17 protein-coding genes are annotated in these 19351 nt (G+C 49.7%); 4 read left to right on the top strand and 13 right to left on the bottom strand.

The features are described 5' to 3' along the window. Positions 1–151: 151 nt before the first annotated feature. Positions 152–1444: an amidohydrolase gene (locus tag SB752_RS06040; RefSeq protein WP_410714793.1), complete on the top strand. Its 1293-nt coding sequence runs from the start codon at positions 152–154 to the stop codon at positions 1442–1444. Between the two features lie 3 nt (positions 1445–1447). On the opposite strand, the gene SB752_RS06035 is transcribed toward SB752_RS06040, so the two are convergent. Beyond that, on the bottom strand, positions 1448–2284 hold the full coding sequence (locus SB752_RS06035; RefSeq protein WP_410714792.1) for an AraC family transcriptional regulator: 837 nt from the start codon (positions 2282–2284) through the stop codon (positions 1448–1450). A 137-nt stretch (positions 2285–2421) separates the two neighbouring features. On the opposite strand from SB752_RS06035, the gene SB752_RS06030 reads away from it, so the two are divergent. Next, the gene (locus SB752_RS06030; protein WP_410714791.1) at positions 2422–3681 is read left to right on the top strand and encodes an MFS transporter; all 1260 of its coding nucleotides are present in this window, start codon (positions 2422–2424) and stop codon (positions 3679–3681) included. Positions 3682–3701: 20 nt separating this feature from the next. Here SB752_RS06030 and SB752_RS06025 read toward each other — a convergent pair whose 3' ends face one another. The 4 genes from SB752_RS06025 to SB752_RS06010 all read right to left on the bottom strand — a co-directional run bounded on the left by SB752_RS06025 (position 3702) and on the right by SB752_RS06010 (position 6159). Next, positions 3702–4163, bottom strand: a complete 462-nt coding sequence (locus tag SB752_RS06025; protein WP_410714790.1) for a TspO/MBR family protein — start codon at positions 4161–4163, stop codon at positions 3702–3704. Positions 4164–4252: 89 nt separating this feature from the next. Then, the gene (locus tag SB752_RS06020) at positions 4253–5035 is read right to left on the bottom strand and encodes an arylamine N-acetyltransferase family protein (RefSeq protein WP_410714789.1); all 783 of its coding nucleotides are present in this window, start codon (positions 5033–5035) and stop codon (positions 4253–4255) included. Positions 5036–5116: 81 nt separating this feature from the next. Further along, entirely contained in the window at positions 5117–5812 is a 696-nt protein-coding gene (locus SB752_RS06015) for a metal-dependent hydrolase (RefSeq protein ID WP_410714788.1), read from the bottom strand. 155 nt (positions 5813–5967) lie between these two features. After that, a complete protein-coding gene (locus tag SB752_RS06010; protein WP_410714787.1) occupies positions 5968–6159 on the bottom strand; it encodes a hypothetical protein in 192 nt (63 codons plus the stop codon). Positions 6160–6517: 358 nt separating this feature from the next. Between SB752_RS06010 and SB752_RS06005 the strand changes: the two genes are divergently transcribed. After that, positions 6518–7108 carry a MerR family transcriptional regulator gene (locus SB752_RS06005; RefSeq protein ID WP_103106963.1) on the top strand — a complete coding sequence of 197 codons (591 nt, stop codon included), beginning with the start codon at positions 6518–6520 and terminating at the stop codon, positions 7106–7108. Between the two features lie 48 nt (positions 7109–7156). Here SB752_RS06005 and SB752_RS06000 read toward each other — a convergent pair whose 3' ends face one another. From SB752_RS06000 to SB752_RS05965, 8 genes are all read right to left on the bottom strand, one after another. After that, the gene (locus SB752_RS06000) at positions 7157–8029 is read right to left on the bottom strand and encodes an ABC transporter ATP-binding protein (RefSeq protein ID WP_410714786.1); all 873 of its coding nucleotides are present in this window, start codon (positions 8027–8029) and stop codon (positions 7157–7159) included. 4 nt (positions 8030–8033) lie between these two features. Continuing rightward, a complete protein-coding gene (locus SB752_RS05995; RefSeq protein ID WP_410715129.1) occupies positions 8034–10913 on the bottom strand; it encodes an ABC transporter permease in 2880 nt (959 codons plus the stop codon). Between the two features lie 17 nt (positions 10914–10930). Next, on the bottom strand, positions 10931–12130 hold the full coding sequence (locus tag SB752_RS05990) for an efflux RND transporter periplasmic adaptor subunit (RefSeq protein ID WP_410714785.1): 1200 nt from the start codon (positions 12128–12130) through the stop codon (positions 10931–10933). Beyond that, positions 12072–12764: an ABC transporter ATP-binding protein gene (locus SB752_RS05985; RefSeq protein ID WP_410714784.1), complete on the bottom strand. Its 693-nt coding sequence runs from the start codon at positions 12762–12764 to the stop codon at positions 12072–12074. Before SB752_RS05985 ends, SB752_RS05990 begins: the two co-directional genes overlap by 59 nt. 172 nt (positions 12765–12936) lie before the next feature. Beyond that, positions 12937–14121, bottom strand: coding sequence for a M20 family metallopeptidase (locus SB752_RS05980; protein ID WP_410714783.1), 1185 nt, complete (start codon positions 14119–14121; stop codon positions 12937–12939). A gap of 62 nt (positions 14122–14183) precedes the next feature. After that, positions 14184–15413, bottom strand: coding sequence for a Zn-dependent hydrolase (locus tag SB752_RS05975; RefSeq protein WP_410714782.1), 1230 nt, complete (start codon positions 15411–15413; stop codon positions 14184–14186). Between the two features lie 427 nt (positions 15414–15840). After that, a complete protein-coding gene (locus SB752_RS05970) occupies positions 15841–16641 on the bottom strand; it encodes an extracellular solute-binding protein (RefSeq protein WP_410714781.1) in 801 nt (266 codons plus the stop codon). Positions 16642–16705: 64 nt separating this feature from the next. Further along, entirely contained in the window at positions 16706–18004 is a 1299-nt protein-coding gene (locus SB752_RS05965) for a helix-turn-helix domain-containing protein (protein ID WP_410714780.1), read from the bottom strand. A gap of 164 nt (positions 18005–18168) precedes the next feature. On the opposite strand from SB752_RS05965, the gene SB752_RS05960 reads away from it, so the two are divergent. Next, on the top strand, positions 18169–19179 hold the full coding sequence (locus SB752_RS05960) for an AraC family transcriptional regulator (protein ID WP_410714779.1): 1011 nt from the start codon (positions 18169–18171) through the stop codon (positions 19177–19179). Positions 19180–19351 lie beyond the last annotated feature (172 nt).

Below are 19351 nucleotides of genomic sequence, written 5' to 3'. Positions count from 1 at the left end.
TTGTTATCTAATAAACAATATTTCAAAAGAGGAAAGATATACACTACTCGCATGATTCTTTCTATTTTTTCCAATTCAATTCCCCCTTGACTTTGCCGTCACGTGAACGTTTACGCTTGGAGCCATCAACCATCCAAGGAGGAATACTGCTTTGAAACGTACTGTGATAAAAGGGTGCTGGATTCTCACCATGCGTACTGAAGAAAAGCCGTTTGTCGGCGATATTTTGATCGAGGGACAGCGAATTGAAAGGATTGCGCCCTCCATTGAGGATGAAGTAGACCAGGTGCTGGATGGGAAAGGAATGCTTGCGATGCCCGGCCTCATCAATGCGCACAACCACGCGAGCATGTCACTTTTGCGCGCTTTTTCCGATGATCTGAAGCTTATGGACTGGCTGGACAAAAAAATGCTCCCCGCGGAAGCACGCATGACCAAGGAAGACATCTATTGGGGCACGATGCTCGGAACAGCCGAAATGATCGCATCGGGCACCACTGCCTTTGCCGATATGTACGTTCATATGGACGCAGTTGCCCAAGCTGTAGTGGACAGTGGGATGCGCGCCTCCTTGACTCGGGGTCTTGTCTTTTTGGAGGACGATGGAGGACGCCGCATGACAGAAGCACTCGATTTGATCGACAACTACTCAGGCACTGGCGATGGACGAATCACTACCATGCTGGGTCCACACGCCCCTTATACATGCCCGCCAAAGCCTTTGGCTGAGATCGCTGAGCTGGCTCGGAAACGCCGTATACCTGTCCATATCCATCTCGCAGAAACCCGCGAGGAAATCGGGAAAATCAAGGAGAAATACAACCAGACACCAACTGAATACTTGCATGAAGTCGGACTGTTTGAAGACAATCACGTCCTGCTCGCACATGCAGTTCATCTGACGAACAGTGACATCAAGCTGTTGCGCGGGATGAAAGGCGGCGTGTCCCATAACCCTGTGAGCAATCTCAAGCTTGCCTGCGGAATTGCACCGCTGACAGAAATGATCGCAAACGGCATAACGGTTGGGCTTGGTACCGACGGAGCAGGCAGTGCCACAACACTGGACATGTTTGCCGAAATAAAAGCAGCAACCTGGCTGCAAAAGCTGGAGCACTTCGATCCAACGGTACTGCCTGCCGAGCTAGCGCTGCGGATGGCGACGATTGAAAGTGCCAAGCTGCTTGGTATTGACCATGAGGTGGGAACTCTGGAGGAAGGAAAAAGAGCCGATCTGATCCTGCTTGATCTAAACAAGCCACATTTGCAGCCGATTCACGATCTACACTCTCTCGTTGCGTACAGTGCGACAGGAGCAGATGTAGACACGACGATCGTAAACGGACAAATTTTAATGCGTCATCGTCAGCTGCTGACAATGTCGTGGGACGAGGTGCGCACACAGTCAGCAAAACGGGCAGCTCGTTTGGTAGAAGGGCTGTAGTCACTAATCCTGGCGTTGACGGAATTGACTGGGACAATGACCCGTTCGCTTTTTAAAGACTCGCTCAAACGTGCCCAGGCTGCCAAATCCTGTCTCAAATGCAATCGCGGTAATATCCAGCTTCGTTTTCTGGAGAAGCTGGATTGCTTTGTTTACGCGTAAATCAGCGATGTATTGAGCTGGGGTTTGGCCCAGCTGTGCACGGAATAGCCGAATCAAATGATATTTACTGAGTCCGGCAGCATCTGCGACCATATCCAGCTGTATGTGCTCGGAAGATTTCTCATAAAGAAAATCGACAGCTCGGCGAAGCCCCGGATGAGAAATGAGCAGGCTTCGATCCTCATGCTTGTTGTCATGTGTCCCATCCTGCAAGGTCAAAAGCAGGCGAGCCAGCTCAAGCTCTGTCTCTTGCTGCTCCAGCTCAGATAGCGGCCGCGACATAGTTTGCAGCACAGCATGCTCCGCCAATCGCCGAAACCTGTCCGTCGCCCCCTCTGCCCACGGAACAAATTCGATGGAAGCAGCTGGCTTGCCAAGCCTCTCCTCCTCCACTCCTCGCAAAAACGACTCTTTGAAAAAGAGCAGCATCATGCGGCTCGCCTCCTCTCCGGCATAATGCCGATGACGATAGCCAGGAGAGAGCACGAGACGCTGATCGCCTGTTACCTTTCTGATCTCCCCGTTGCATTCCATACGGGGCGATCCATTTAGCGGAATGCTTATTTGATAAAATCCTTGATGATCATGCAATTCATCCGCTGAATGGGCTGCCACCTGATAAATAAGGATGGCGCACTGCTCCATCTCCAGCCTAAGCAATTTGGATACATCCTCCATAGCTTTTATCCTCTCCACGCCTCTTGTCAAATTCCGCAATTATTGGCGGAACAGAAGCGCAATAATCGCCGAGACCATCTCCATTTTGTCCGCAATAATAGGTTCATCACCTTTTAGATAGCGGGGTTTCCCTCCAGATGAACTGGTCCTTGTTTCAGAGCCGTAATTTCGTATTGTTTCTCGTCCGGGAATCGCTCTCCCTTTCCGGCACCATCTTTCTCAACATTTCGCTTGCTCTCTACATCCTGGCCCTGACAGGCTCAGCAACCAAGTTTGCATCGGTCCTGTCTCTTGGCATCATTCCACATCTGTTATTCGGGCCGCTCGCGGGAATAGCCGTCGATCGGATGAACAAGCGCACGCTGATACTTCTCTTGGAGTCCGGGAGAGCCATATGTCTTCTCGCTTTGTTTATTTTTGCTCAGCTTGGCCCCATCCAGGTAGAGGTGATTTTCGTTTGTGTGATTCTGTTCTCTGCCTGTGATGTGTTTGCAGGGCCCGCCTACGTGACACTCCTGCCTGCCATTGTCAAAAAGGACGAGTTGAATGATGCCAACGCTTTGGATACGACCATTGTGGAAAGCATCCGGGTACTCGCTCCCTTTTTAGGAACGGTGGTCTACAGCCACTTCGGAATCAGCATCGTCTTTCTCGTTCATGCTGCCCTCTGCCTTTTGTCAGTGGCGGCTACCTGCCTGATTGTGCTCCCGCCACAAATAAAAAAGGATTCTGCTACCACCATTTTACATGATCTGAAAACGGGGTTGCAGTCCTTTACGAGGGACACACGAATATTCTCGCTAGTAGCCAATGGGATGCTGACACATGTTTTCCTATTTCCGTTTGTACTTCTCGGCTTTCCGTTCCTGATCAAGCAGGTCCTTTTCGGCAGCGATCTTGATTTCGGGATGGTCGAGAGCTTGCAGACAGCCGGTTCCCTTTGCAGCATCGTAGGGGTCGTGTTTTTACAAAAAAGGTATACGCTACCCGTCAATATCGGGATCGGCATTCTCGGCTTGATCGTGTTTGTTTGTCCGCTGCTTTTACTGGTCCACCCCGAATTTTTTCAGACGCTTTCGCACCACCCGTTACTTGTTGTCGGCTTTTTCGGGGCAGTCAGCTTTCTGCTGTTTTTTGCCTTCGGTACGTACGGGGTATTTTTTCGAACCTTTTACCAGCAGACGATCGACCCGATCGTGCTGGGGCGCTTTGTTTCTGTCATGGCCATGCTGTTCGCCATCAGTCGGTTTGCCGGTTTTCACCTGTATGGAAAGCTGTTTGATTCGTATCCGCTTCTTTATCCGATCGTTATCCTGGGGGTCGGAATGGTACTGAAGCTGCTGATGCACATCCCCTTTTTGCAGGAAGAAAAGAAACGAAAAGAACGCGCCCTCTGAGTGCTCGATTAGTCGCTTTCTCAGAGATTGATCCAGCAAAATCCCACAGCGAGACATATCGCAAACGCACTCCATTGCAAATACGGAATGAGCAGAGAAGAAGCAATCTTGTTATAAGGGCGGCTAGCCCGAATGAGCACCCATGTCGAATACATCACGAATACCATATCCATGGTGGCTAAAAAAAGCTGCTGAAATCCGAACAGTAACAGGGGAAATAGTTGATTGAAAAACCAATTTATCCCAAACAGTAGCAATAGCTCCTGATTCATTTGCCCAGCTCGCACAAGCAAGACAACGGAGAGAGCGATCAACAGGTGCAAAATGAACCAAATGACCGCAAGAAGAGAGGGAGACGGTGTTCCATCGGGCTTGGTCAAAGACTCGTACCAAGCCCCACCACCTGGAAACGCAAAGCCTGCCAGTGAGTAAAAGGCTACCACTACCAGAAACAACAGTCCATCGCGCAGGATTATCATCATCCATTCCGCTCCTTTGCCTAGTATCTCTTTACTAGTCTATGAGCGATCCTAGCAATTTCATGCCGTTTTCACAGATTTGCTTACTCGTCTTACTCGCTGATGCCAAAATACTGCCGCCTCAGCTCTTTAAATCTCTCTCTGTCTATTTGCTCTTTTGACATCTTGCCATCCACCCATTGCGTAAAGGAGGTATCCGTTAAGGTGATCGTTCCTGTATTCGTAAAACGAGTGAGCAGCGGAGTTTTGTTAAAGGGTGATTCGGCGTGATTCGCGATAATCTCCTGAATCTCATCGAACTCGGATACGTCCGTCACTGGCTTTTTGGAATCAAATGCATATCCGATTCTCCAATCTGTATCCTTGTATGCGAGTTTCATTTCCAGAACATAGTCTCCATACTCGCTTGGCATTTGCTTGATCCGGAATTGTCCATTACGAGAGGAGATAATCTCTCCAGTCAAAGGAACAGGCTGCAGGGGCAGATTCCCTCCAAAGCCGGTATCAATCACATAGGTTTGTCCCTGATGCGTCAGCAGAATCGTGACATGTGTTCTTCCGATAGTCAGAAATTGCTGAGCCGCGGGCTTATAAACAACTCCGCGTGTCAGGACCGCTTGAAAGCCGTTTTCGATCAGGAAAAAGTAGAAGAGCGAATTTAATTCATAGCAAAGCCCTCCTTCTTTTTTCACTAGCATTTTCTCCCGCAGATAGTCTTTCGTAATACCGCACGTATTCCTTCCGATAATGCAGCCATTCTCAAAAGGAAGGCTTGTTGCTGTTTTTTCAAGCATCATTCCCAGTGATTCAAAGGAAATAGGCTCAGCTTCAGATAGCCCGATTCTTTTTCGAAATAATACGCTAATTTCACTCATGATTCATTCCTCCCAGGTACAAATGAATGAAGAAAAGAGATAGCACCCACGCTACCTCTTTCTTGTAAAAAACAGCTTGTCTTATGGAAGTCGCAGAGACTCCCCTGGCTTCAACGCTTTTCCGCGAATATCCTTTTCTGCCAGCTCAGCTACAAAAGCATCTCCATCCTGCTTGATTGGAGGGAAGGTATCGTAGTGAATCGGAACAACATAATCGGCTTTTACCCACTCTGCTGCCTTGAGCGCATCCTCTGGTCCCATCGTGAATACGTCCCCGATCGGCAAAAACGCGAGGTCGATATCGTGACTGTCGCCAATCAACTTCATATCCCCGAACAGCCCCGTATCCCCAGCGTGGTAGACGGTCTTGCCACCGATTTCAATAATAAATCCGCCTGGCATCCCCATGTAGACGATTTGCTGCTCGTCATCGAGGACAACCGCGGAGCTATGGAAGGCTTGTGTCATTTTTACTTTCCCGAATGGAAGTGTCGTCGCTCCTCCGAGGTTCAGTGCGAAGGTCTTGGCGCCTTTCCATCCAAGATATGTAGCCAGCTCATGCGTTGCAATAATGGTTGCATCGTTCGCTTTTGCCAGTTCAACCGCATCCAGAATATGGTCGATATGACCGTGTGTTAACAGGATGTATTGCACGGAAATGTCTTCCAGCTTGGTTGCCGCCAGCGGATTGCCTGAAATAAACGGGTCAATCATGATTGAGTGCCCTTGGGTAGTTAATTGTACGGAGGCATGACCGTGAAATTTAATATCCAACATGGTATCCCCTGCCTTCTTGGTAATCTTTTCATTGCTCTATTATGTTACCACGAAGAGAAGGCGGAATAAAACAGGATAGAGGAGAAATAGGCCGCCTAGTGCCAGGCAGCCTGAGGGACAACTACTTGCTTACTTTTCCAAAAATGGCGCTTCGATTAGTGAGTCTCGTGCTCAGTTACTGCAACAATTTGAGAATTACGGATAATGGTACGACGATTATTTTCATGCTCGCGCAAAATGATAGTAGTCGATTTTACTCCAACCACTCTGCCAAAAAAAGTCCCGCATCTTGTTTCAACCTTTACATTTCTACCTTCGAAATTTCTCATCTGGTCTCTGAATGCCATGGTTAATCCCTCCTTCTCATGCATCCTATGTACATTCGGCATAGCCCTACTAGAGCAAATGCACAGGTAGTGTGAAAATGTACTTGTACCCGTAACCATTTGTCCCACTGCCTAGCCCTGAAATCACGTATTCCGGCATCATCTTTAGCAATCGGGCGAATTCCTATTTACACGCCTGCTGATGAGGATTGTCGGTGCTCAGGCGAGATTTGTCGCTAGGTGCCGCATAGAAGAAAAATTTCTCCATCCGCAGACGAACACTGCAGGTTTTTGTCGCACGATTCCTACAGGAAAAGTACGCTGCACACAGAAACGGTAATACAAGGACAATCGGAAATACATGCCAGGAGGGATACTCATGGGAAATGTAATTGAATTGGTTGCAAGAGAGCGGACGTACAGTGGCAGAGAGGTCGCTGATCTACTCGGGATCGGGGCAAGCACACTCCGCAAATGGAGCATGCTTTTGGAAAGTCACGGCTACTGGTTTTTGCGCGATAATCAAAATCGTCGGGAATACAGACAAATCGATATTAATGCCCTCCAGCGATTTTACCGCCTGACAAAGGACCAGCTCGTTCCACAGGAAGAAGCAGCCCAAATGATCGTCACACATAATTCGTCTGAGCCCGCACCTCGTAGCGAAGCTGCCGTAGCTCTGGCCCCGGCTCCAGTGCTCCATCCACAAGTAAAGGATGAATCAATCGCCCAGCTGGACCAAAAATTGCACATCCTGGCTAGTCATGTTAAACAGCAGGATGCTGCCCATCAGGAGCTGCTGGCCCGTGTGGAAAAGCAGGAGGCGTACATCCGCAGCAGCCTGAAGGAGCGCGATCGCCGCCTGACCAAAGCGATGAGCGACATCATGGATGCCAAAGCGCAGCTTGCAAAAATGAAGGATGCCGAGCGGAAAACGACGATTTGGCAGAAGCTGTTTCGGATTCAGTAATCGTGCGTGTTCATATGACCATTTTTTGAAACAAACTCTATATAGAGCTCATCTGCGTGGCGGGAAAAGTACGATGCGATCCTCTTCTAGCTCAATCCGCAATTTCCCGTCCGCCCCGATCGCCTGAAGATACTCCTCTGGAATTTGCAGTCGCCCTGCCTGATCAAGTACGGCGCATTCATCATGGGTGTCTTCCTCCGTGGCCTCTCCGTCAGGAAGCACGGCCTGTTCTGCAACTGCGCCTTTTCGCCGCACGATCTCACTGGACGTTTTTCCGTCACGGATAGCTACTACTCGATCTACCTTTCGCGCCAGCTCCAAATCATGTGTCACGATGACAACCGTGAGCCCGAACGAACGGTTGAGCTCCTGAAAAAGGTCAAGAATCATAGCAGCTGTCCGGGTATCGACACTGCCTGTAGGCTCATCAGCTAAAAGCAGCTTCGGCTCATTGGCAAGTGCAATCGCAATGGCTACACGCTGCTGCTCGCCTCCGGACAGCTCACTGAGCCTGTTGTTTTTTCGATGACTCAATCCAACCAAATCCAATAAATTCTGTGCTCGCTCTCGTTTTCTTTTGCCCCGCAAAAGCATCGGCAGCTCCACATTTTGTTGGGCGGTGAGATAGGGAATCAGGTTGCGGGCGTTGTTCTGCCAGACAAAGCCTACCGTCTCCAGACGATATTTGACCAGCTCTGCGTTCGTCAGCCGAAAGAGGTCCGCTCCCGCTACGAACAGCTTACCTGCGGAGGGACGGTCCAATCCTCCCAGCATGTTTAAGAGCGTCGATTTGCCACTGCCGCTGTTCCCAATAATCCCCATCAGTTCTCCGTTCTCTACCTTTAAGTCAAGCCCTTGCAGCGCAACCACTTCCAGATCGGCTGCTTTATAGATTTTGACCAAATTTTCACATACAATCATCCGCTTAATCCTCCCCCAGCTTCACCGCTTGATGGATCTGCAAGCGAGACAACAGGATGCCCACGACCCCGATTCCAATCATCAATGTGATCGCAGTAAACGTATAAATGATCTGTTCATCTTGCGGGTTAGAGACCACTGAAAAGGGCGGTACCTGTTTATCCGCCTGAAGATACAAACCTAGTGCAGGAAGGAATAGCATGTTTGCAAGCTTCCCCGCCGTCATACCAATGGCAAACGCAATACCAAACGTCAGCAGCTGCTCCCATGCGAGAACGCGTACCAATTGCCCAAATGGCATTCCCATGGCACGAAAAACACCATACTGCAATTTGCGCGCTCCAAGTGTAAGCACCCAGTACATGATGTACCCGATAAACGTAATCAGCATGGACAAGAGGAATCCAAGGGTCAAAGCACCGTTCAAGCCTAAGTAATAGGCACTGTTTTTTACCTTGATCAACTGCTGCCCCGCATTATCCAGCTGACTCAGTCTGATATTTGCCTGAGAGAGACCTTCATAGAGCTCCTCAGTGGATGCCTCGGGGTTCATATCGAGCCAGACTTGATACGGCTCCAATCGCATTTTATCTTGTACGAACGGAAGATTGGCCACTACCAGATACTGCTCTTCTTTTCCATTGCTGTATGTTCCTTTTTTCGGCACCGGATTCCAGCCCGGCCAATAATCTACGATGGCATATACGATAGCTTCTGCCGGGCGCGCATCCTTCCAACCGAATACAATCGTTTGTCCCTCAATCACATTCAGCTTGTCTGCAAGAGTTCGTGACACGATAACTGCTTGAGGCTCTGCGGCTAAAAGATTCAAATATTCATAGAAATGATGAGGGAACAATGCTGGCTTCCACCATGCGACTTGCCCGAAATCTTGTGGATCGATGCCGATCAGGGACACTCCCATAGCCGAGCGATCGCCGATAGACGCCTCCACCAACTCATTCACGTAAACTTTGGCTGCATGTTTCACCCCTGGCAGCTGTGAGTAAGCCGCAAAATCTGGTTCCTCGTACGTTATTGGCACTGCCTCTGGCTCGTTACTACCCATGGCTTCCCCTTCTGGTCCACTCATCGGATTTCGATGAATCAAAACGGCAGGCTTATCACTATTCCAGTCTGCTTTCAAGCGGATATCTGCACCTGTGTCGTAGCGTATGCGCTCTTCTGCATTCTGATTGATCGTACGTGCCATACTCGCACTGAACATCCCTACGGCTACGGTGATGGTGACAAATAGCATAAGAAACTGATAGTGCCGAGAAGCTCGCCCGACCTGTACCAAGGTAGTATGCAGAGAAAGAGGAAAAAAGTGACGCCCCGCCCACAATACAAGCTTCAGAATCCACGGGTAGACTCGCAGACAAAACAGGCCAAACCCCAAAGCAAAGAGAACAGGCACAAAAAAGAGCAAGAAATCAACAGACATGACTGGAGTGTTCTCGCTTGACCCGGCTACAAAATCAAGCGTTTTTTGATAGGAATACCAGCCGTACCAAGAGATCAAAAGCAGCAAGACATCCAGAAACAAGCGATGCCAGATGATTTGCCCAGTCATCCGTGCTACCTCTTGCTTGTGCGATATTATATTTTTTCTCGTCGCCATAAAAACCGATACCAGATTCAAAGCGACGCACAAGATGACCGTCCAGCCAGCGTAAACGAATACTTCCTCGTTCAGGGTAACATCCAGCCCCATCCGATCGACAAACTGGAGAAAACCATTGGAAATGCCTAGCAATTTGCTAAGCAGTCCCCCCACAAACGGACCGATCGCAAGTGCGCATAGTCCAAGGATGACGATCTCCATGAAAAAAATGAAAAACACCTTGAAACGGCTGGCTCCCCTGCTGCTCAATACAGCAATTTCGGTACGCTGGCGCTCCACAATCAATCCCGACACCATAACAAGGTACAGCCCCAGCATGACAAAGATAGGGATGTAGAGTGACCAGAGAATCATCCGAAATTGCTTGCTCTGCTCATCATATTTGCCGACAATGCTGCTGGCAGGAAATTGAACCCTGAACTCATTTTTCTTCAATCCGTGCTGCAGCAGTTGTGCTTCGACATCAGAGGTAGTCGAGATCAGCCGGTCTTTATCCACTGCGCGAAACGATTGATAGTGAAAGGCAGTGTACAGCTGGATCGAGCTGACCAGATTTTGTTCCTGCAAAAGCAATTTGCGAAACAGCTGTTCATTGATCACAAAGCCCTTCGTGTATTCGCCAGTAGAAGCGAACCAGTACGGATCGTTTCCCTCTTTTTCTTTAAAAACCCCGACAGGCTTGATAAACATTTTGAATGTAGCCTCTTTGTCGGATGTCAGCTCGTATATACTTCCCAGTATCATCCGCCGATCCTTCAAAGCTTTTTCTGTCACCAGCGCTTCGTACACGCCATCTACAGGAACTGCTTCTGGCAGCTGCCCATCGACAAGTGTCATATGCTTTTCCAGCTCGCTTAGCATATACAGTGGTGTGCTTTCAGGAAGTGTGGCTCGCTCCTTTTTTTGGTCTGCCAAAATTGCCTGGAACGGAACTGTCCGCAAGACTGTCGTATGTTCATATACAGGCACTTGAAGCGGCTCAATCACTTTATTCTGAAGATAGCTTTCCATCTGCTGAAGAAGTGTGGAGCTATCCTGTGCCAGCTTGTTTAGATTGATCGAAACTAGCAGCCCGCCTGGAAAATGCTTGCTATCCTTTTGGTATTGCTCCAGGTCCTTGGTCAACATACGCTGCTGTACGCCTGTCGTGAAAGCGGGTATGCTCGAAGCGAGTCCAACCGCGACAATCAGCCCCATCAGCAGGCTGCCGACGAGCCAGCGGTTGTTCAACATTTTCCGCAGGATCATTTGCAACATTGCCACGCCTTGTCCCCCTATTCCAAAATGACCAACTGACCTGCTTTCAGCCCGCTGCGAATTTCGACCTGCGTCTGATTGATGATTCCGACTTCCACATCGATTTCTTTTTTGCTCTTGCCCTCCAGCACCCGGACGTATTGCCTTCCGGAAAAGTCATGAAGGGCTCGCTTCGGTATGATCAACGCCTGATCCTTTTTGTCGACGATCACCTCTATCGAAACGCTAGTGCCAGTCTCGATGTCCTCGGCGAGATTCTTCGGTGAGATGAGGAGGCTTCGCTCGTACAATCGAGTCAAATCATCGGGCAAATTGTCCGGAACGCTGAGCGGTGTCTGCACGACCGTTCCTTCCCCTTTTGCTCCATTACCCAAAGCGAGTGTCACTTTCATCCCTTCCACTACGTCCTTGATCGCTTCTTTCTCCGGAGCGGTATACAAAATAAACAGCTTCTGCGGATCTCCTACTGTTACCAAGGTTTGATGCGCATCCACTTCATCCCCCACCTGCTCGTTGCTGACGAAGATGACAATCCCGTCAAGCGGGGATATCAGCTTTGTTTCCGTCCACCGTTTTTGAAGATTTCCGAGCTCCATCTGTTTTTGCTTGAGATTTAGCTTGGCGCGCTCCACTGCATATTCCTTGCGCTTCGGGTCCTGCAATTTGGCTAGTTCTAACAAGGACTTGTCCCACTCGATTTGGGCCAGCTTGGTCTCGCTCGCTTTGGCGTTCATCTCTGCTTTGCGTACATCCAGCTTGGCTACCTCCACTTCGTAGTGGTTATCCTGTCCCGCTTCCAATAGCTCCAGCTTTGCCTTTTCTACCTCATAGCGGGCCGATTCGATATCTCTTTCCAGTTCAGCTGCGTCCAGTTCAGCCAGCACCTGCCCCTTTTTCACCAGATCACCACTTTGAACAGAGAACGATTTTAGCCTGAAGCCCTTCGTCTCTGGAAAAGAAAGCTCCCGCTTGTCTACAGTCGTGAACGTGCTGCTTCCCTTCACGCTTTTTATGATAGTCCCCTGCTCCACTTCGGCTACTTCATATTGAATTGGAGCGGGCTCTACTAAGGGTGGTGCCAAGACTGCCTCTTCTTTCGGAAAAATCGAACAGCCCGTAAGCATTGCCGACAATAAAATCGTGGCAACCGCTATCCCTTTATGACGAAGGATGCACTTTGCCCAAGATGAAGCCGTCCTCCAGTTCACATACATCATCTGCTACCTCCAATACACTCGGATCATGGGTTGTCATGATAATACTCATGCCCTCTTCTTCTACGAGATGGCGAAACACATGGCTAATATGCATGCCCATTTTGCTGTCCAGCTCAGCTGTCGGCTCGTCCGCTAGGAGCAATAGTGGCTTGCCTGCGACCGCACGAGCGATAGCACAGCGCTGCTGCTCCCCTCCCGACATTTCAAAAGGACGGTGATGGGCCCGCTTGGACAATCCGACCAAATCCAGTGAGTCACGGATGCGATCCTTCCATTCCATGGCAGGGACGCCAGACAGCCGTAATCCAAACTCGACATTTTCGGCTGCGGACATGAGCGGAAACAAGCCAAACGACTGGAAAATAAATCCCATATTCTTCTGCCTGATCCTGGTTCGTTCCCGATCAGACAGCTGTCCGATTTCCTTTCCCTGAAAATACACACTTCCCGTTGTCGGTCGATCAAGACCCCCCAGCAGGTTCAATAGTGTTGTTTTTCCTGACCCTGACCTGCCTTTTAAGACGAGCAAGCGGCCTTTTTCTACTTGTATCGCTACGCCCTGAAGTGCGCGTACGGCTGCGGCTCCTCTTCCAAAAACACGTTCTACTGCTCTCGCCTCTGAAATGAAAGCCAAAATGACACCCCCAAATATGTCTGAAAAGTATGAGTATTAATAATAGTACACGAAACATTAGCCATTTTTTAATAAAATTGGAATAAATTAATATAAACAAAAATAAAAGTCGCTCACAAAAAAAACCTCCCGTTCGAAAAAAACAGGAGGTCGTTCACGTATCTTTATCAGCCTAGCTTTCCATTACGATCTTTCTCGCAGCGTTGACAAACATCTTCACGCCCACCTCCAAAGCGTCTTCATCAATCGTAAAGCGTGGGTGGTGGTGCGGATAAGTAATGCCTTTTTCCTTATTTCCAGCGGCTACGTAGAAGAAGCAGCCTGGAGCTTTTTGCTGGAATGCGGAGAAGTCTTCGCCGCCCATAGTTGGACGCATATGCTCGACCCACTCTGCTCCCAGTGATTCAACCACGACATCTTCCATCAGCTGAGTAACTTCCGCATCATTGATTACAGGGCGGTAGCCAAATTCATACTTGAACTCGTAGCTGCCTCCATGTGCGTCGGTAATCCCTTTGATGACACGCTCCATGATAGCAGGAACCGACTCGCGCAAATTCTTGTCAAAGCTACGAACTGTTCCGCACAGCTTCACCGCACCTGGGATAACATTGTGTGTCGTTCCCCCGATGATTTGTGTAACGGAGAGAACCAGATTGTCCAGTGGATCGGCATAGCGGGAAACGACATGCTGGAGGTTCGTTACGACCTGCGCCGCAATCGCGATGCTGTCGATCGTTTCATGCGGCAGGGCAGCATGTCCACCTTTTCCAAGCACAGTAATCCAGAATGTGTCTGGTGCTGCCATCATCGGTCCCGGGCAAATTCCTACTGTTCCGAATTCCATTGTGGACCACAGATGCGTACCGATGACCATGTCTACGCCATCCATAACTCCTGCTTGCACCATTTCCTCAGCGCCGCCTGGATATACTTCTTCCGCATGCTGGAACAAAAAGCGCACTTCGCCTTTGATCTGATCCTTCATGCCGGACAAAATTTTAGCTGTGCCAAGCAGCATGGATGTATGTCCATCGTGACCACACGCATGCATCACGCCAGGGTTTTTGGAAATGAATTCGAACGTGTTTTCCTCAGTAATCGGCAAAGCGTCCATGTCAGCGCGCATCGCCAAGACTTTACCTGGCCCTTTGCCAATCAGACGAGCCATTACGCTGTTTTTTGTCGGTCTTGAAATTTCCAAATTGCCAAAAGAACTGAGCGTCTCATATACAAACTGAGCCGTTTTCTCTTCGTGGAAGGAAAGCTCCGGATTTTCGTGCAAATAGCGTCTCCAAGCAACGACCTGTTCTTTCATTGCTTCTACTGCCTGATTCAATGATGCTGCTGTTGTCATCCTAGTTCCTCCTCGTCCGGGATTTTCCCACGCACCCGGAGATTTCTATCTTTCGTAATCGTTTATTGCTCGTTTGCCAAGGACAATACGGTACGGTACAGGACTTTCGCTCCGTTTGCACAATCTTCTTTACTGGTGTACTCCGCCGGATTGTGACTGATGCCATTTTGGGAACGGGCAAAAATCATCCCGACCGGACACAGGTCTACGAGCTGCATGCCGTCGTGACCAGCACCGCTCGGAAGCGTCATCGTCTCCAGTCCTTCTGCTGCGCACGCTTCACGGATTGCAGTCTGAATCGTTTCGGAGCATGCGACTGGCGGAACATCTTGCAGCAATTCGACCGTCAGCCCAACATTGCGTTTAGCACAAATGGCTTCCGCTTCACGCATGATGCTTTGTTCCACTTCATCACGAATCCCTTTGTCAATATCGCGCAGATCAAGCGAAAACTCGACTCTGCCCGGAATGATGTTCACACCGCCAGGAAAAACCTGCAGTTTTCCGACCGTACCGACACTAATCGGCCTCTTCGCTGCTTCTCGCTCAATGCACAGCATCACTTCTGCAGCTGCCGCCAACGGATCACGGCGCATATTCATCGGCGTCGCACCCGCATGACCCGCTTCGCCCTCCAACACAAACTTCACCCAGAGGGGACCGGCTATTCCGCTCACAACCCCAACAGATAAGCCGTTTGTCTCCAGCACTTTTCCTTGCTCAATGTGGAGCTCTACATAGGCTTTCACACTGTCTGGAGTCCGTGCCGCTCCCTTGATTTTTTCTGGGTCAAGGCCGCTTTTTCTCATTGCCTCGGCAATAGAAATGCCTTGCGCATCCTCTGGTTGCAGCTCATCTGCATTGAGTGTTCCGGCTATTCCGCGGCTGCCGATCATTCCGAAGCCAAAGCGGGTTCCTTCTTCATCGGTAAAAGCCAATACCTCAATCGGATGCTCTGTCTCCACACCTTGTTCATTCATCGCTTGCAGAATCTCAACGCCTGCCAGCACGCCAAGCGGTCCATCGAAGTTGCCTCCACTTGGCACGGAGTCTATATGGGAGCCAATAAGCACAACAGGAGCTTCCGGGTTTTTCCCTTCCTTGCGTCCAATCAGATTTCCTACCTCGTCTTCTCGCACAGAAAGACCTGCTTCTTTCATGAAGCCTGCGATCAGATCCTTGGCTGCTCGCTCTTCGGGGCTAAACGATAGCCTCGTAATCCCGCCTGCTTCCACGGTACCGATCTTACCAAGCTGCATCAATCTGTCCCATAGTCGTTCTGAATTGATCATGGCTTATCATCTCCTGTATTTAGGTCATGCATATCGGCTGATTTACGGTTATGACCTTAATTGTATAATAGTCTGTCTATTTTGTCACTCTGGCGGAAGGGGCTTTTGTGGAGGAGAGGAAAATGGAGAAAAGGCTACAGGTTCTTGGGTCACCTGCTGGGGGTATCTACTGGACGGTTCCATTGCAAAAGGGAACACTGCGTCCAAAAGTCGCGGTTTCAGGGAGTGATTGCAAGGTTGGACGCAAAGACGTGTTTCCTTTTTCCATTTCACCTCGGTTGGCGCCCCAAAGACCTTCGCCTTTTCTCCATTTTCCTCTCACGGGCCGGTTCTCTTTTTCGTTCCTGGCGTTTTGAGGGTCGCTCAGGGGGATTGTGGTACAGAGACAAAAGGTCCGACCTGATGGATCGGACCTTTTACCTTTTTTCTATTTCCAGCCCCATTTTTGGAAGACTTGGTGGGCTTCTTCTGTTTTCAGATACTCGACAAATTGCTGGGCGGTTTTTTTGTTGTCCGTTGTTTTGGCGATGGCGATTGGGGTGCCGCGGTACAGCTTTTCTGCTTCTGGTAACTGGATCAGATCGGTCTCTTCCGTCAGTCGGTGATGCCAGGATTCGTATGTAATCCACGCATCCAGTTGGTTGTTGTTTTTCCACAAATCAATAGCTTCTGCACTGCTCTTGACCGAAATCGCTATGTTGTGCTGGATGCCTAGAATGAGTCCCTGCCGACCAGCGAGATCCTCCCACAAACCGAGCTGTCCCGCACCGTTCACATCAATGATTTTGACCCCTGGTTTGGTCAGATCTTTGATTCCCTCGATTTTTTTCGGATTTCCTTTTCGTACGAGAATTCCAGCTGCTCTAGGGTACAAGCTCGTTCTCGACCTTTCGTCAATAAGCTCTGGATATTTGCTCACCATCTCCTGCAGCATGTACTCAGAACCGCCAAAGACGACGTCAGCATCTACCTTTGCCTGATTGATCCACTTCGCCTCTGGCCCGGCTGTCACTTCTACTTTCAGCTTCGTTTCTTTCGTAAAACGTTCTGCCAGTTCCTTCATCGGCCCCAGTGGACCTCCAGGACCGTAGACATGAATGACCTCTTCTTTCGTAGCCACACTCGTGCTAGCTGCTACCGTACTTGGCTGCGAGGTGTGGGCAGAGCCTAATGCCGTGGTAAAGAGAATGATCGCAAGCGCCGTTACTCCTACAAACGTCCTTTTCATTTGTTCCTCCTTGGAATTCGTCTTGTCACACTAGGTAACGAGCCCAAGTGGAAAATGGTTTGATTCACAGCTTAATTCGGTACACCTTGCGCGGTCTTCCACGCGGATTCGGACTCTCCTCGGCGACTACCTCGGCAATTCCTTTTGACTCCAGCTCCATCAATATTCGTCTGGCGCTTCTTGGCAGGATTTGCATGTGCTGGGCGAGCTCGTGGGCATTGATCACGGGTGTTCCACGTTTTTTCAGGATGGAATCGAGCTTGGACAAGGTGGCCACGCTCAGCGTGGTCTGGCGGCTTACCTCTTGTAGCTGCTGGGAGGAATAGCGGTAGGCGATTTGCTCGTCACTTCCAAGTGGTCCTACGACACTTTTGTCGTCGAAGAATACCATCCAGTTGCCAGTTCCCCGTTCTTTGGCATGCAGCAGTGCTGTTCCTCCGTGGATTTCTGCTTCATATGCCGTTTTTCCAACGCCGATTCCGCAGGTGACCAGGTCTGCGCGTATGCCAAGCATTCCTTGGAGATCGGGAATGGTTTTGTAATCATGCGTCACTTCCTGCAATCTGCCTCTGGTGGTGAAAATGACATAGCGTCCGGGTCCTGCCGTTTTCAGCGAGCCTTGGAGGTACTTGGTGTAGCGCAGCAGCTTTTCCATGGTCTTGATCTCGGCATTTTGCCATTCATCTGTGGAAAAAGTCCCCCCAGCCAGCTCCCGGAACGGATCGATCTCCATCATTTGCACAGCAATCTGCGAGTCCTTGAAGTGGAGCATTTCATTGGTTCGCAGCAGCATGTGAAGCACGGAGAGCACACCTGCTCTTGTCGGCAGCACCCGATAGGACGGGACGCCGCGCCTTTTCAGCTCCAAATCTGCGGTTCGCAAGCAAGTCACGGCGGCTTTGGTTTTTTTCTCACGCCAGAGGCTCTCGTGGTAATCGGCCAGCTCGGTAGCAGAAATCGCCCCCTCATAATGCCTTAGCCAGCTGTATCCATCCGCGATTCCCGCCTCTTGCAAAAAATGCTCCAGTTCATCTGAAGAAAATGTATCAAAGCTCACCTCGTTCACCTGAATCCTGATCTCGTGGGACAAGTGCAGCAAGGTTCGATACAAGCTCGCCCCGATGTGCGGTACGTAAGCCATGGGAACCTGAACCCTTCCGGTCGCCTTTGCCAGTGCATACGGAACCTTTCCGGAGAACAGCCACATATCTACGTCATCTACGTGCGGCAAAAGCAAATCGACAATCTCTTCTTCTTTCCAATACACGATGGGCAAGCATTCGATTTCAGGAAAATCGGGCAATACAGATTGAATGATTTCCAGCGAATCATCCGCGCCCATTACGCCTAGTCGCAGTTTCAATACACGTCACTCTTTCGCGCGGTTATTTCCTTAAAGAATAGCAAAAATGTCTGAATTCCAACAGCTTGCCTGCCGCATCCTTCCATGAAGATAAGAGCATCCTTGCTGTATACTTGATTCTAACCGAAACGAACAGGAAAGCAGCCAAAGGAGATCCATTTGTAATGAAATCTGATCGTATAAAATTCCCGACAGGATTTTGGGCGGGATTACAACAAATAGGCATTGATCAAAACGACGTAGCTCGCAAGGCGCAGCTGCCGCAGTCCATCATTACAGAACCAGCTACAGTCACCACTGCCCAATATTTCAGTATCTGGCAAGCATACTCCGAGCTCGTAGGTGAGACTGCCAGCGGAATCATCAAGCTTGCAACCGCCTTTGAAACGACACATTACCCACCGGCTGTCTTGGCGACCTACCATGCTCGCAACTATCGCGACGCCCTGAATCGAATGGCTCGCTACAAACAGCTTTGTCCTCCCGAAAGCCTGCGCATAACCGAGGATGATGACCACTGTACAATCGAATTGGAATGGAGGGACAGTCAGCAGCCTGGACCACCTGTGCTGGTTGGAATTACTCTCGCCTTTCTACTCGAGCTTGGACGCAGAGGCACGGGGCAGCCTATAACTGCACGGTCCGTGGAGTTTTCGCACGCAATGGGTGATGGAGATGCTCTTGAAGCTTACTTCGGATGCCCTGTCCAAATTGGTGCTGCCTTTAATCGTTTGACACTGCATCGAAAAGATCTGGACCTCCCCTTTCTCTCGTATAACAAAGAGCTGCTGGAGATTCTGACTCCTGTGTTAGAGCGTTCATTGGACGAGCAGCGCCGGCGTTCAACTGCTGAGGTGGTCAAATGGATCTTGAAGCGAAGCCTTTCGGGTGGCCCCCTTGATATTCAAGCCGTAGCAAGCGAGCTCTCCATGAGTGATCGTACACTGCAGCGCCGCCTTACTGATGAACGCACAACTTTCAAGCAACTGTTGACACAAGCTCGGCATGAGCAGGCGCGAGAATACTTGGCTGACCCCAAGCTCGATATAAAAGAAGTGGCTTTCTTAGTTGGATATGAAGATCAGAACTCGTTTTACCGCGCCTTTCGCCTTTGGGAAGGCGATACTCCAGCAAATTGGCGTTCCGAATATCTAAGAACTCACACGTCCTCATAGAATCTTTGGCCTAACCCGTTCCAAGCAAGGCTAACATTTTCCTGGCTTCATCATTTGGCGGGCTTTGCAAGAATTTTGGCGTTGTACGCTAGTTACCGAACGATCCAGACAAAGTAAGATAATCTCTATTCGGAGCACGAGCTTCTAATTTAGTACGCCATGAATGACAACA

This window comes from Brevibacillus sp. SIMBA_040 (genome assembly GCF_046535075.1).
In the GTDB taxonomy this organism is placed as follows: domain Bacteria; phylum Bacillota; class Bacilli; order Brevibacillales; family Brevibacillaceae; genus Brevibacillus.
This window is presented reverse-complemented; position numbering and strand designations above follow the sequence as displayed.